Genomic DNA, 14,212 nt, shown 5'->3' on the forward strand with positions numbered 1-14,212 from the left:
TGCAAGGAGGGCCGCGATCCACGACGGCCGGAGTATCTGAATGTTCGTTACCGTTCTGATCGTCGATGACAGCAAGCTTGCCCGTATCGTAGCGGGGAAGGCCCTCGCGGAATTGCAGCCCGAATGGCGCAAGCTGGAGGCCAGCGGCGGCGCCCAGGCTCTTGAAGTGATTGCGGAACAAAGGCCGGATATCGCGCTCATCGACTTCAACATGGCCGACAAGGACGGCCTTGAACTGGCCGCCGAATTGCGGATTGCCCTGCCCGAAATGCCCATCGCCATTATCACGGCGAATATCCAAGACGAGATCATAGCCCGCGCCCGCGAGATTGGTGCCGCCTTCGTTGCCAAACCAGTCACCGCGGATGCGCTTGAGCCTTTCCTGTCGGGCGCGGCGCTCCGCCTTCGGTCGCAGCGCTCGTGACCTTTGAGAACATTACTCTCGCCGAGCTTGAACGCGATGCTCTGACGGAAATCGTCAACATCGGGGTGGGTAGGGCTGCGTCCAGCCTCCGCAAGATGATCGGCGATCAGGTCTTGCTCTCGATACCCTCAATCGAAGTGGTCAATCAGCAGCGCGCCGCCCGCCTCATCAGCGAACGCGAAGTGAGTGACCTCGTTGCCGTTCGACAGGACTTCGCGGGCCCATTCTCGGGGCGGGCCCTGCTGATCTTCCCCGAGACGAACAGCCTCGAACTCGTGCGGGCGGTTACTGGCGGCGAACTCACGGCTCAGGAAGTCGTCGAAATGGAAGGCGAAGCGCTGTGCGAGACGGGCAACGTCATTCTGAACGCCTGCCTCGCTACCATGGCGAACATGCTTAAGCGTTCGCTGACGATGACGCTTCCCGAAATCATCCGCGGAAGCAGCGCCAGCCTTTTCGAGGTCGATTCCAGGAACGCCAGCAGCGGTCTGGTGCTCTTCCTCTATATAGACTTCGCCGTACGCAGCCGGGATATCCGCGGGTATATTGCAATGATAATGGACATTCCCTCGCTCGAGACCCTGAAGGAACTGCTTGGCGAATTCATCCAGCGCGTTGTCGGCGACGATGTCTGACCGGACGGTCGTGCAGGCCGACAGCGCCGGACCTATACTGGCCGCTCTCGGCACTAGCGGAACTTGGGACTGGGATATCCTCGCGGATCGCCTGTATATTGACGAACACTTTGCCGACCTATACGGCATTTCTCCAGAGGAGACTGCATGCGGTCTTCCTACTGAAAAATTTTTTCAGGCCATTCATGCAGCTGATCGCCCCCGCATCCGCATCGCTGTGGCCGGTATCCTGGCCGGTGCCGAATTGTTCTCCAAGGAATTTCGTGTGCTCACTTCAGCGGGTGTCACTTTGTGGATGCTCGGGCGTGGGCAATGCCACCTGAACGCGAACGAACAGCCGGTACGCTTCACCGGCCTGTTAGTGGACGTCACCGAACGCAAACGCGCCGAAGAACGGCTTCGTATCGCGCAGACCGCAGGCGGTGTCGGTACGTTCGAATATATCGACGGCTTTGCGACCGTGTCCGTTTCCGAACAGTTTTGTCGTGTGTTGGGACTGCATCCCGCCACAGTGCTTCCGGTCCAGACCATTAATGGTGTCCTCGCGGAGAGCTCTGCCCTGTTGGTGCCGGAGCCGCGCGACGGAGACATTCCCACAAGCCTCGAGGCAGAATTCCTCATCACGCGCCAGGATGACGGCACGTCGCGATGGGTTGCGCGTCGAGGAGAGATTATCCGGGAAGGCGCTGGCTATAGGCTGATCGGGGTCATTTACGATGTGACGGCTACCAAACAGCAGGAAGCCACGCTGCGTGAACTGAACGACACGTTGGAAAGCCGGGTCGAGCAGGAAGTCGAAATTCGACAGAAGGCCGAAGAAGCTCTTAGGCAAGCGCAGAAGATGGAAGCGATCGGGCAGCTGACCGGCGGCATCGCACACGATTTCAACAACCTGCTCATGGCGATCATGAGTAGCCTCACCCTCTTGCAGAAGCGGTTGGCCGCCGATCCAGCCGTCGACCGCCTGATCGACAACGCGATGCAGGGAGCCGAGCGGGGTGCCGCCCTCACGCAACGCATGCTGGCGTTCGCGCGCCGGCAGGATCTCAGCGCGGAGCGTCTGATGGTTCCTGAACTAGTCGAGGGAATGCGCGAGCTGGTGGAGCGAACGCTCGGCCCAGCATGGTCACTCGAGCTTGCCTTTCCGGATGACCTGCCGCCGGTGCTGGCGGATGCCAATCAGCTTGAGATGGCCATCTTGAACCTGACCGTGAACGCGCGCGATGCCATGCCCGGCGGCGGGCTCATTCATATAGCCGCCGAGCAACGCGAGGCCGACGACGCGGGCCTGGAGGGGCTTACTGCCGGCTCATACATTGCCTTGTCCGTTGTCGACACCGGAGAGGGCATGGACGCGGATACCTTATCCAAAGCCACCGAGCCTTTCTTCACCACGAAGGGCATAGGCAAGGGAACCGGCCTCGGGCTTTCGATGATCCATGGCCTGGCGAAGCAGTTGGGTGGCAGCTTCACCTTGCGCAGCACGTTGGGTCAAGGAACGCAGGCGACGTTATGGCTGCCGATCGACCACTCCGCCGAAATCGAGGGCGTCACTTTGTCGCCGCGAGTTGAAGCTGAGCCGAGACCAGACAATCTCAAAATTCTCGTAGTCGATGACGATGCCCTGATCCTGATGAACACGGCGGCTTTGCTTGAAGATCTGGGGCATGAGGTGCTCGAGGCCAGTTCCGGCGAGATGGCTATCGCAATTCTTCGCCAGAATACGAACGTTGATGTGCTTATCACCGACCAGGCAATGCCGCAGATGACTGGTACTCAGCTCGCCGATCTTGCAACGGAACTGCGCGGTGACTTGCCGATCATTCTTGCCAGCGGATACGGCGATGTCCCATCTGGTTCGCAACAGCGCATTGTGAAGCTAGGAAAACCATTTACGCAAGGGATGCTCGAAACTGCTCTCGTGCAGGCGTTGAAGCCACATTCGCGGGTTTAAATATGCCCACGCGTTTGTGTCGGCTTGGCTAGGTTGCCGACCCTTCCCGTCGAGCTTTCAAGAGTTTTTGGGGTCGAAGCAGCACGAACTGATATTGTGCTCGAAGCTCAAATCTATCGCCTACAGAAAGGACAATTCGGCTGAGATAAATTGTCACCGGCCACAAACACATAATTATGCGAGTATTGGCCCGTAGAGAAGAGGCGCAACTGCACCGTTGCTCAAGATGGGCGCACGGGACAAACTCGGCATTCACAGCTCGCTAGGCACGGGCACGCTGTTGATGGTCATTTTCATTAAGATAGGACTCATGCATCACATGGCGATTAGCAGCGCCGGAAGCTTGAGTGGCTACTCGATGATCGACCGCCGCCCGCCTTGCCGCCAAAATCGCCGGAACGATCTTCAACGGCGCACTAGTGGGCGACATCATCGAGACAGTCGGGGCACGTTGATCTCGGTCAACCATATACACTTATCCGGACGGAACCCTCCCGTTTGGTCAGGAGCTGCAGCAGCGATGCAAACCTCGACAACGCCTCCCCGTCAACTTGCTTATCGCCCTCGACCGAGTGGCGCAGCGATGGGTATATCGAAGGTGCTCCAGAGCGACACCCTAGCGTAGCCCAGATGCCCGTCGAAGAGCATCCACAGGACCGAAAGCGATAAGCTCAGCTAGGTGTGGCCGGGGCGGAACTGTTCACCGGCTCGGGTGTGGGCACTGCACGGAGACGTTGTTCCTGTTCTTCCGGATCAATGCGCCGCGTACGTGCGAGACGCTCAACCTTGACCGGCCCGCCAGTGCGCAGCGCCGCGACGATAGCCTCGATCACGAGAACATCGGCAAGACCCTCCTCCCCGTCCGGCTCGACGCTGCGACCTTCGAGGATGCATTTTGAAAAATACTGCAGCTCGCCGCCGAACTGGTCGGTCGCCTTGAACGTCTGGTGCTCCTGGTCCCCGTCGAACGTGCGATGCTGTTCCAGTCCGGGGCCAAAGCCATAGGCGGGGCTCATCTGGATCGAGCCCTTGGTGCCCGCGATGATAAGGCTGTCCACCGCATCGGTGACATAGCTGACGGTGAACTGGGCGAGCCGGTCCCCCGGCATGCGCAGCGTCACGGCGAACGTGTCGTCGAGATCGCCCAGCGCCGCCCCGGGCTGGCGGACCGCGATGGCGGACACGACCTCGACAGGTTCCGCGCCGAAAAGGAAGCGGATGGCGTTTATCGGATAGGGCCCCATGTCGTAAAGCGGCCCCGCCTCGACCCCGTGCTTAGCGCGGTGGTTGGCGGGATCGAGCCGCTGCCCGAAACACGACGTGAAGGCGACCAGATCGCCAAGTTCGCCCGCGCGAATGCGCGAGATCGCGTCAAGATTGGCGGGCTCGAAATGCAGGCGATAGGCCGCCATTAGCAACGCACCGCCGCGCTCTGCCGCAGCGATCATCGCGCGGCATTTTTCCGAATTGACCTCAAGGGGCTTTTCGCAAAGGACGTGGATGCCGGCCTCGAGCGCGGGGATCGTAAACTCCGCGTGTCGCCAGTTCGGCGTGGCGAGATAGATCGCGTCGACCTTGCCCGAGGCGATGAGCTTGGGAAAATCCTCGTAGCCGTAGCGATGTTCGACGTCGTAACGCTCGCCCAGCGCGCCCAGCTTCTCGCGGTCGCCGGAGACGAGCGCGGTGATCCGCGAGTTGCCGGTGTGCTTCACGCCGGGCATCAGCGCCTCCTGCGCGATGTCTCCGAGGCCGACGATGCCGTAACGCACCTTGCGGCCGCCCAGGCCAAGTGCCGAAGCGATGCTCATTCGCGATCTCCATGATGGGGGATGTGGGGTTTGCCTGAAGTAACCGTGCTGCGACGCGGAAGGTTCCACGCATCGGCCCGCTCGCCGCCGCCAACGGTCGAGGGGCGAAGCAATTCCCCGGCAGTTTTCCCAGGTTGCTGCGAACCTTTTGGCGGCCCGTCGATTAGGTAAGCGAACTCATTATCGACCTTGAGGCGCCATGCGTCGCGCCCTGGATTGCTCGTCGCCGCCGGCTCGCCGCCGCCACCCCCAACGCCCGCCGGAGACTTGCATGACTATCTCAGCTAGGCGATACGCACTTGCCGGAACCCGTATCCGTTGACCCGATCCTCCGAAGAGCCGCCCCGCATGGGCAGGCGCACCGATGGGCACCTGCCGCTCGAAGACTATGCCGCGCTCGGTGAAGGGCGCTCAATCGCGCTGTCCGGGGCGGACGGGTCGATCGATTGGTGGTGCGTACCGAATATGGATTCGCCGCCGCTGTTCGATCGCCTGCTCGATGCCGAGCAAGGCGGCTGCTTCGCGCTGACGCCTGATGCGCCATTCACTGTGGAGCGCGCCTATCGCCGCGACAGCAACGTGCTGGAGACGACCTTCACCACCGCGCAGGGACGCGCGCGCATCGTCGAATCCACCAACAGCGGCCACGCCGGCCGCCTGCCCTGGGCGGAACTTGCGCGCCGGGTCGAAGGGCTCGAAGGCACGGTGCGCTTCGAACTGACGATGAGGCCGGGACGGCGGGGCGACACCGTCAATCCCTATCATTCGACAATCGGCCGGCAGACGGTGTTCCACGTCGAGCGCGTGCTCGGCCTGTTCCTGCACACCGAAGGCGTGGACCATACCTGGGCCGACGAGGGCGTGACCGGGCACGTGACCGTCGCTGCGGGCGAGCGGCAGGTCGTGGCGATCGTCGCCGGCCGCGACGAGCCGCTGGTTGTGCCCGGCATCGAGGAGATCGATGCGCGGATTGACGTGTCCGACAAGGAGTGGCGCACCTGGGCGGACGGCATAACGTACCGGGGCGCGGACCGCCCCGGCTTCATCCGCTCCGCCCTCGCGCTCAAGCTGCTGCTCTATTCGCCGTCCGGGGCCATCGCCGCCGCGGCCACCACCTCGCTGCCCGAAAAGATCGGCGGACCGAAGAACTACGACTACCGCTACGCCTGGGTGCGCGATGCGGGATACACCATCAAGGCCTTCCTCGCCGCCGGCGCACAGGCCGAAGCCAAGGCCGCGTTCACCTGGCTGCTCGAACAGTTGCGACAGGTAGGCTCGCGCGTTTGCTACACGCTCGGGGGCGAAAAGGTGCCCGAACTGCGACACTGGGAACTGCCGGGATACCGCAGATCGCAGCCGGTGGTCACGGGCAATGTTGCAACCGATCAGGTGCAGCATGGCGTTTATGGTGACATCTTCGAAACCGCCTCGTGCTTCGTCGAGAGCGGCAACATCCTCGACAGCGCGAGCGCGGAATTGCTGTCGCATCTTGCCGATCGCTGCGCCGACGTGTGGCGCACGCCCGATTCCGGCATCTGGGAACTCGAACAGGCCGAGCATTACACCATGTCCAAGATCAGCTGCTGGCAGGCGCTCGCCCGCGCGGTGGAGCTTGCTGACGGCGGACAGTTGCCGACCACCTGCCGCGAACGCTGGCTGCGCGAGCGCGACCGGATCGCCAGCTGGATTGAGGCGCATTGCTGGAGCGAGGAAAAGCAGGCCTTCGTGATGTTTCCCGGCAGCGACCGTCTCGATGCCTCGCTCACGCTGGCGGTCCGTTTCGGATTCGACGGCGTCGAACGGCTGGAGAAGACACTCGACGCCATCGACCGCGAACTCGGCGCGGGGCCATTCCATTATCGTTACAGCGGCGCCGATGCGGAGGAAGGCTGCTTCCTCGCATGCTCGTTCTGGATGACTGAGGCCCGCGCGGTGATGGGCGACCAGCGCGATGCCCGGGCGCGGCTGGATGACCTGACCGCGGCGCTCGATCGCGGCGTCGGCATCTATCCCGAGATGGTCGACCCCGACACGGGATCGTTCCTTGGCAACTTGCCCCAAGGCTTGACCCACTTGGCTCACATCGCGGCGCTTTCGGCGCTGGATCAGGAACTTCGGTCGGCTGAGGGCCTTCCAAACCCATTCCCACCTTCCACAACGGAGCCCCCCGTATGACCGATCGTCTGACGATGCAGGACCCGCGCGACCAGTATGCCAAGCCCCCCTTCCCCCGCCAGCCCCAGCCCGCTCCCGGCCTTGCTACCAAGATGGAGCCGACGCCCGATCATGGCGAGACGAGCTACCAGGGCTCGGGCAAGCTTTCCGGCCGCAAGGCGCTCATCACCGGCGGCGACAGCGGCATTGGCCGCGCCGTGGCCATCGCCTATGCCCGCGAAGGCGCGGACGTCGCGATCGCCTATCTGCCCAGCGAAGAAGCCGACGCCGCCCAAGTGATCGCGCTGATCGAGGCCGAGGGCCGCAAGGCGCTCGCCTTGCCCGGCGACGTGACCGACGAGGAATGGTGCCGAACCCTCGTCGCCCAGGCGATCGATGGGCTTGGCGGGCTTGACGTGCTCGTCGTCAACGCCGGGTGCCAGCAGTATCGCGAGGACATTTCCAAGCTGACGTCCGAAGATTTCGACAGGACGCTCAAGACCAACCTTTACGCGCTGCACTGGATCGCACAGGCGGCGGTGCCGCACCTGCCCACAGGGAGCGCGGTCATCACAACTGCTTCGATCCAGGCTTACGATCCGTCCGATATCCTGCTCGACTATGCCACCACCAAGGCCGGTATCGCCGCCTACACCAAGGCGCTCGCCAAGCAGTTGATCGAAAGGGGCATTCGCGCTAACGTCGTGGCGCCGGGCCCGTTTTGGACCGTGCTCCAGTCGAGCGGCGGCCAGCCACAGGAAAAGGTCACGAAGTTCGGCGAACAGAGCCAGTTCGGCCGCCCCGGCCAGCCAGTCGAGATCGCACCTGTCTACGTGCTCCTCGCGTCGCAGGAGGGCAGCTACATCACTGGCGAAGTCTATGGCGTAACCGGCGGCGTCGGCATAGCCTGATCGGCGGCACCCTCTCTCGAGCCGGCTACGCGCTTTGCCGTCGCTGTCTCGAGGAGATACCTTCGATTTTCAATCGCAGAAAACGATGCGCGACCACTAGGGTTGGGAGCGCTTGCCTCCTATCTAGGCGCAATCATGGCCCCCACAGCGCAAGTGCCGAAAATAACTGCCTAATGAGCGATTGGCATAAGCTAGTACCGTCACCGGCCACTAATTTATTCACCCGGTATGCAGCGCAGCATAAGAAGCGAACTCAATGAGGCCTTTTAGGTTGTTTTATATAACTGACAGGATGCTCACGGCCTCATATTCAGCTAGAGGCGCTTCGCCATATTGAGATGCGCGGTCACAGTCGGCACGAGCCCGGTGGCGAACGCCTTGAGCGATGATACCTCGCCGCTTGTGGAATAAGCTTTGAGAACGTCAAGCGTCTTTTGATGAGCCGTAACTTGCGCCTGCGCGTAAGCATGGTCGAACTCCGCCCCCGATTTTGTCCCTAACATATCGAGCGTACTTTGCTGCGCCGCAGTCACGGTGGAAACTGGCATAATCGCCGGGCTCGCTGCCGCAGCGGCGGTTTTCAATTTCGCGGTGGATTCGCTGTGAGCGTCAATCATCTGGTTCGCGAACGTCTTGACGGCTGACGAATTACTCTTGGCGATAGCGAGTTTGGACGCTTCAATCTCGAACGTATCGCTGGCTGCGGCCGTATTGGCGAAAGTTTGGTCTGGCGTCTGCTCGGCAGTGGGGATCGTGGCAACCTCGGAAGGCGCAACGGTCGCAGTCTTGTCGGCTGCAGGGTCGGCTTGCTTGCTGCAACCGGCAAGACTGACGGCGGTGAGCGATGCTGCCAACAGCAAAGGGTACTTCATGGTTTTGGCTCCGCGTTGGAAAGGGCCAGCTACCGGATGAACGGACCGCACTGCGAAATCGTTCCGGAAGACTTTTCTTGCCGCCGTGCGTTTCGAGCGTGCAGATGGCTGCCTGAGGCGCCATGGATCCGCAGGAGCACGAGATGAGCATATTCGGCAATATTGTGAAAAAGATTTTCCATCACGGCGATGCGACAAAAGCGTCCCCTTCATCGCCCGCCACCCCTGCTCCAACGCCTACGCAATCCTCGCCCACGCCTACACCGGTGCCCGCTGTAGCACCTACAGCGCCTGCGGCCCGCCAAGCTGCCGTTGACGTGGGCGCGGTGCTCGAGGCGATGGCCGGGATGACACCGGACCATGGTGGTAACTACAAGACGTCCATCATTGACCTTCTCAAACTGCTGGCCCTCGATTCCAGCCTCGCCGCCCGCAAGGAACTGGCTACGGAACTTGACGTGCATGCCGGTGCGGACGGCTCGGCCGAACAGAACATAGCCCTGCACCGCGCGGTCATGGCCAAGCTCGCGGAAAGCGGTGGCGTGGTACCGGACAGTCTGCGCCACTGATCTGGCAGCGCAATCATCGCATCGGCGCGGCGACTCCCGGTTCGTCGTCGCGCCAGGGAACATGCCCATCAACCTTGCGTTTTGACGGCCATGAAAAGACTATTGCTCGCAGGTTTCGCATTGGTGTCCGCGTGCAATGCGCTGCCGCGCGATCCGGCGGACACATCGGGTCGCATAGCACGCGACCACTCGTTCAAAATCGGCTTTGCCGACGCAAATGCGGCAGTCGATCCGCAGTCCGCATCTCTCGTAAAAAAGCTCGAAGCGGCTACGCACGCAAAAGCAATCATAGTCGATGCTGCGGGCGAAGTCTTGCTCAAGCACCTCGCGGATGGCGAAGTCGATGTTGCCCTTGGCGACTTCCCCGCGAACACCCCGTGGCAGACCGAAATCGCGTTTGCCCCGCCTCTGCGGACCCGCGGCAAATCGGACGCACTTGAACTCAAGGCAGCGATGCGCAATGGCGAGAACCGATGGATCATGACCGTCGAGCGAGCCAGTCGCGCAGTTGCCGGGCCGGGAGCAGACGAATGAGTAACCCGCACCTGCCCGCCGAACTTGAAGAAACGATGCGCAAAGCGGTGCGCCTCGAATACTGGAACCTGTTCTGGAGCGCCACAATCATCATCGTCATGGGGATGGTCTTGGGCCAGAGCCAGACGATGAAAACCGCGTGGGTCGAGGATACGCTCGGCCTCGTGCCGCCGCTGATGTTCCTCCTCGCAGCCCGCATCGAGCGCAAGGGGCTGCCGTCGAAACGCTTTCCCTTCGGTTTTCACCGCGTCAATGGCCTTGGCTTCTTCGTGGCCGCGGCGGCGTTGGCGGCGGTTGGCGCGATCCTACTTTACGAAGCAATCAGCGCAATCGTTGCTGCAGAGCACCCCACCGTCGCATCAATGGTCATCTTCGGGCACGAAATCTGGCTGGGCTGGCTTATGATCGCGGCCCAGCTCTATTCGCTGGTGCCGCCGATGATCATCGGTCGCAAGGAACTGCCGCTTGCCCAGGCTCTCAATGACAAGTTGCTGCATACCGATGCGCTGATGAACAAGGCCAACTGGCTGACAGGCGCAGCTGGACTGTTCGGCGTGATCGGCCTTGGGATGGGCTGGTGGTGGGCGGATTCACTGGCGGCTGCGATCATTTCGGTCGATATCATAGACGATGGAATAAAAGCATTGCGCTCCGCGACTGCCGAACTTGTCGACGGTGCTCCGCGTGCTTTGTCCGGTCCAGAGCTCTCTGATGATGCGCAAGCACTGTGCGATCGGATACGTGCTGAGTTCCCGGGCGCTACAGTCCGTCTACGTGAGACAGGACGCTTGATCCACGTGGAGGTGCACGACCGCCACCCTCCCTCCGAACCACGTCACCCGCGCCATTACTGGCCAGGAGACATCGGACGATCGTGGCGCATTGCGCAGATCAGTTTCGTGCCACCGACCGAAGAATCCGCATAAGTTAGCTGGTGCAAAACCGCGACCAATCACTCGACCTTCGCTGAGTGTTTCGCTTCTCCAGGAGCCGCTACGCCCGCATACAGCTGACCCGGTGCCTGCGCGCCGCCTGATCGACGAAGGCACTGGCGACGTCCTGCCCTTGAAAACATCGGTGCAGCCGCTGTCTTTTATTCCATAGCCATTGCAGCGGACGAATACCCGGCGGAATGAAGCCCTCTCCTCGCCCGCTAAGGGTGCGGTGGGCTGCGTATGATCGGCCCTGACGGGCACGTGCGAACGTTCGCATTTCACCTAGAGCATTGGTTGATCCGGAATTTCGGATCCTCCCGCGCTTGACGGTGAATACGACGGTGCAGACGAAGGCGATTGCCCATCCCACCGGCAGTCACCTGCTGATGCGCGGCACTGGATGGTTGAAGCGGCTTGCCCGAAAGCACGAGCTCAAGCTGCGGCAGTCGTTCCTGCGCGTGGGACGCTAGGCGCGGCGCGATGTCTCGAGGCTGATCCACGGTCATCGACACAAGCAGGCCATGCGCTGAGTGCGAAAGCTGCGGACTTGGTTGGATCGCGATATCGGCCGCAAGATCGTCGGCAATGGGGAACCCGAGGCCGCCTTCGCCATCGCGCGTGAGCGGGTGGCGAAAATCCTCATCCAGAAGGCGGACAGTATAGACAAGCTCTACGCCTTGCATGCGCCCGAGGTGGCATGCATCGCCAAGGGCAAGGCGAGGACGCGCTATGAGTTGGGGGTAGAGACATCGATCGCGGTCACCAACGCGCGCACCGGGGCGCTACCAGTTTATCCCTGGAATGCAAGCGTTGCCTGGCCCCCCTATGGCGGCCACCCGCTCTCCGGGCAGATCGAGCAAATCGAGCGCCTGACCGGCATCACCGTTGAGCGGACTTACGTCGATTGCGGCTACGAGGGCACAAGCATGGCGGAAAGGCCAGGGCCAACATCGCCCACACCCGCGGCATCGCCTCACCTACGATCAAGCGCGAACTCAGACGCCGGAATGCCATCGAGCCGATCATCGGCGACACCAAGTCCGAGAGTTCGATCAAACGCAATCACCTTGCCGGTTCCACCGGCGATGCCATAAACGCCATCCTAGTCGCCGCCGGACATAATCCGAGGGCGCTCGCCGCATGGCTGACCGCGCTTTTGCGCGCTCTGCTCATGGACTGGCTTCCCGCAGCTTCCCTGGAAAGGGCCCTTACATGAAGGTCCAGGGCAGATCAGCGGTCCAATCTATCCCAATCCCAAACGCAAATCGCGTTCTTCACGGCCGATGCTTTGCAGCGCACGAACGATTACCACACCCGCACCATCCATCATCCGCATCTGAATGACGGTGTGTTCGCGGCCCTCGACATTTTTCTCCCGAGATCTGATTTCATGACTGGGGAGGCTGAGGAATACCGATACGTCTGCTAACGTTTTTCAGGCAACCGACGCAGCCTAATCTCTGACGTAGCGCTGAGCAACTATGTCATCACCGATACGTTGACGGCGGGGAGAGGAGACTTTTATGAAATTTGCTATCCTTACAGCCGTCGCGGCGATGCTGCTTGCCCCAAGCGCCTATGCTAACTCTCATAACCCGACGGTGAAGGACCCCAGAGCGGCGACCACCCGGCACGCAGCCAAGGGGCATAATTCCTTTACGGAGGATCAGGCTCGGGGGCGAATCGCGAAAGCGGGATATACCAAGATCGGCAAGCTGGTGAAGAACCGGAACGGGATGTGGCAAGGCAAGGCTTTCAAGGGAGCCCGGCAAATCAACGTTGCCTTGGATTATAAGGGCAACGTCACCGTCCATTAACCTCGAAACTTTCGGAGATTCACCATGTCCAAAACCATCACACGCCTCTTTGACAGCTACTCAGATGCCGCTGCTGCGGTCCGGGAACTGGAAAATATCGGAGTTCCCAATGATGACATCAGCATCATCGCGAACAATGTCCATGGGGAACATTCCAATGATCACGAGGGCGTAAACGACCACGGCGACGTCACGCGTGGAACCTCCACTGGCGCCGTTCTGGGCGGGGCAGGCGGTCTCCTTGCCGGCCTAGGACTGCTTGCTATTCCCGGCCTCGGTCCGATAGTGGCGGCGGGTTGGCTCGCCGCAACTGCCGTGGGCGCTGGAATTGGAGCTGCCGGCGGCGCGGCTACGGGAGGCATTGTTGGAGCATTAAAGAATGCAGGGCACTCCGAGGAGGATGCCCACGTGTATTCCGAGGGCGTACGCCGCGGCGGAAAACTGGTCAGCGCGAAGGTGGCCGATGCCGATGTCGCACGCGCGGAAGCGGTGCTTGATCGAGTTTCTTCGGTCGACATAACACAGCGCGGCGCGAGCTATCGCAGTTCCGGTTGGAATGGCTTCGATGAGAACGCTGCCGCATACACGCCAGAGGAAATTGGACGGGATCGCGAGATTCACGGGCTACCCCGCCGCTGACATCTCGCTGAGGGCCACGATAATCTGACATCGTCCTGTCCACGCGGTTTGCCCCTTCGCTCGTATCTTCCGAGCGAAGGGGATTTTAAGATAACCTCGCGATATGGTGGCGTGCGACCGAGGAATAGGCGGCATCTCTTCCTTCGGCTCGGCACAAGCGTGATCAACGAGGTGGTGGCTTAACATCTCGGATAGCCATCATCGCCTCGAATGTTTAAGCTCAATAGGCCATACATTGCCCGCGCATGTTAGCCCGGAAAGTCGGCACATTGGATACGGACGGCAACGATAGTTACCGCAGCACCACTCCGGCGGCACGCCACAGGGGAAGTCCTGCAATAGGCGCCGGCCGCCGCCGCCGCAATCTTGACGTTCGTGCTCACAACCGGCGTGGTGTGGGGTCGGCGGAAAGGCTCTCAAGCGGCAGGCCACGGATCCCGGCGTAAACGGTGCTATAGTCCATCTTGCGGGGCTGAAGCGCAGCGCCGAATCTCTGCGCCCTGATCGGGTGGAGGTCGGTGTTGCTATGGCGATGCCATGTGATGATGCTGGCTAGCCGGGCGACGAGCTTTGAGGTGTTCACCGGCATGGGGCGGCGGCAGGATATGGCGCCGCAGGTCTGCTCGTTCGGGTCGTAGACTTAGATGAGAAGGCTTGCCCCTGTTGCGGCGGCGCATTCCACCACATCGGCGAGGACGTGGCTGAGCGTCTCGACGTCGTGCCGACCACCTTCCGCGTGTTGCTCAGGCGCAGCCCGCGGTAAGGGCCGTTGGCGGGCTCATGCCGCGGACCGTCGTGGCGTGAGCACCGCGCTTATATCTCGGCGCCGCCTCATCAAATTATACTCCTGCCGTGAACACCGCCCACCCCCGAACCGTAAGCAACTCGCTGCCCCACGGCCTTTAATGGCGGTTAATCGTCTGCAAGGGGCTGGCCGCAATCATCGGTGGCGTGTCGCCG

13 protein-coding genes and 1 pseudogene are annotated in these 14,212 nt (G+C 61.5%); 12 read left to right on the plus strand and 2 right to left on the minus strand.

The window, feature by feature from the left end:
• Positions 1-40: 40 nt before the first annotated feature.
• The 3 genes from ACFFDA_RS11020 to ACFFDA_RS11030 are packed head-to-tail and all read left to right on the plus strand — an operon-like array spanning position 41 to position 3,013.
• Complete coding sequence (locus ACFFDA_RS11020; protein ID WP_404479179.1) at positions 41-424, plus strand: response regulator; 384 nt, start codon at positions 41-43, stop codon at positions 422-424.
• Positions 421-1,059, plus strand: a complete 639-nt coding sequence (locus tag ACFFDA_RS11025) for a chemotaxis protein CheX (RefSeq protein WP_404479180.1) — start codon at positions 421-423, stop codon at positions 1,057-1,059. Before ACFFDA_RS11020 ends, ACFFDA_RS11025 begins: the two co-directional genes overlap by 4 nt.
• Complete coding sequence (locus ACFFDA_RS11030) at positions 1,019-3,013, plus strand: ATP-binding protein (RefSeq protein ID WP_404479181.1); 1,995 nt, start codon at positions 1,019-1,021, stop codon at positions 3,011-3,013. Before ACFFDA_RS11025 ends, ACFFDA_RS11030 begins: the two co-directional genes overlap by 41 nt.
• Before the next feature lie 671 nt (positions 3,014-3,684).
• Here the strand turns inward: ACFFDA_RS11030 and ACFFDA_RS11035 are convergent.
• Positions 3,685-4,821: a Gfo/Idh/MocA family protein gene (locus tag ACFFDA_RS11035; protein WP_404479182.1), complete on the minus strand. Its 1,137-nt coding sequence runs from the start codon at positions 4,819-4,821 to the stop codon at positions 3,685-3,687.
• Positions 4,822-5,169: 348 nt separating this feature from the next.
• Between ACFFDA_RS11035 and ACFFDA_RS11040 the strand changes: the two genes are divergently transcribed.
• The gene (locus tag ACFFDA_RS11040; protein WP_404479183.1) at positions 5,170-6,996 is read left to right on the plus strand and encodes a glycoside hydrolase family 15 protein; all 1,827 of its coding nucleotides are present in this window, start codon (positions 5,170-5,172) and stop codon (positions 6,994-6,996) included.
• Positions 6,993-7,886, plus strand: coding sequence for an SDR family oxidoreductase (locus ACFFDA_RS11045; protein ID WP_404479184.1), 894 nt, complete (start codon positions 6,993-6,995; stop codon positions 7,884-7,886). Before ACFFDA_RS11040 ends, ACFFDA_RS11045 begins: the two co-directional genes overlap by 4 nt.
• A 314-nt stretch (positions 7,887-8,200) precedes the next feature.
• On the opposite strand, the gene ACFFDA_RS11050 is transcribed toward ACFFDA_RS11045, so the two are convergent.
• Positions 8,201-8,758: a DUF4142 domain-containing protein gene (locus ACFFDA_RS11050; protein WP_404479185.1), complete on the minus strand. Its 558-nt coding sequence runs from the start codon at positions 8,756-8,758 to the stop codon at positions 8,201-8,203.
• 143 nt (positions 8,759-8,901) lie between these two features.
• On the opposite strand from ACFFDA_RS11050, the gene ACFFDA_RS11055 reads away from it, so the two are divergent.
• The 7 genes and pseudogenes from ACFFDA_RS11055 to ACFFDA_RS11085 form a co-directional block, all read left to right on the plus strand.
• Positions 8,902-9,327 (plus strand): DUF3597 domain-containing protein, encoded by a 426-nt coding sequence (locus ACFFDA_RS11055; protein WP_404479186.1) that lies wholly within the window; start codon positions 8,902-8,904, stop codon positions 9,325-9,327.
• 102 nt (positions 9,328-9,429) lie between these two features.
• Positions 9,430-9,861: a hypothetical protein gene (locus ACFFDA_RS11060; RefSeq protein WP_404479187.1), complete on the plus strand. Its 432-nt coding sequence runs from the start codon at positions 9,430-9,432 to the stop codon at positions 9,859-9,861.
• Positions 9,858-10,787, plus strand: a complete 930-nt coding sequence (locus ACFFDA_RS11065; protein ID WP_404479188.1) for a cation transporter — start codon at positions 9,858-9,860, stop codon at positions 10,785-10,787. The genes ACFFDA_RS11060 and ACFFDA_RS11065 overlap by 4 nt, the downstream gene beginning before the upstream one ends.
• Before the next feature lie 560 nt (positions 10,788-11,347).
• Positions 11,348-11,890 carry a hypothetical protein gene (locus ACFFDA_RS11070; RefSeq protein ID WP_404479189.1) on the plus strand — a complete coding sequence of 181 codons (543 nt, stop codon included), beginning with the start codon at positions 11,348-11,350 and terminating at the stop codon, positions 11,888-11,890.
• A 429-nt stretch (positions 11,891-12,319) separates the two neighbouring features.
• A complete protein-coding gene (locus ACFFDA_RS11075; RefSeq protein WP_404479190.1) occupies positions 12,320-12,613 on the plus strand; it encodes a hypothetical protein in 294 nt (97 codons plus the stop codon).
• 24 nt (positions 12,614-12,637) lie between these two features.
• The gene (locus ACFFDA_RS11080) at positions 12,638-13,252 is read left to right on the plus strand and encodes a hypothetical protein (RefSeq protein ID WP_404479191.1); all 615 of its coding nucleotides are present in this window, start codon (positions 12,638-12,640) and stop codon (positions 13,250-13,252) included.
• A gap of 652 nt (positions 13,253-13,904) precedes the next feature.
• Positions 13,905-14,012: pseudogene (locus ACFFDA_RS11085) on the plus strand (IS66 family transposase zinc-finger binding domain-containing protein); the annotation flags it as partial.
• Positions 14,013-14,212 lie beyond the last annotated feature (200 nt).

It is taken from the genome of Novosphingobium sp. BL-52-GroH (assembly GCF_044813085.1).
Taxonomy (GTDB): Bacteria; Pseudomonadota; Alphaproteobacteria; order Sphingomonadales; family Sphingomonadaceae; genus Novosphingobium.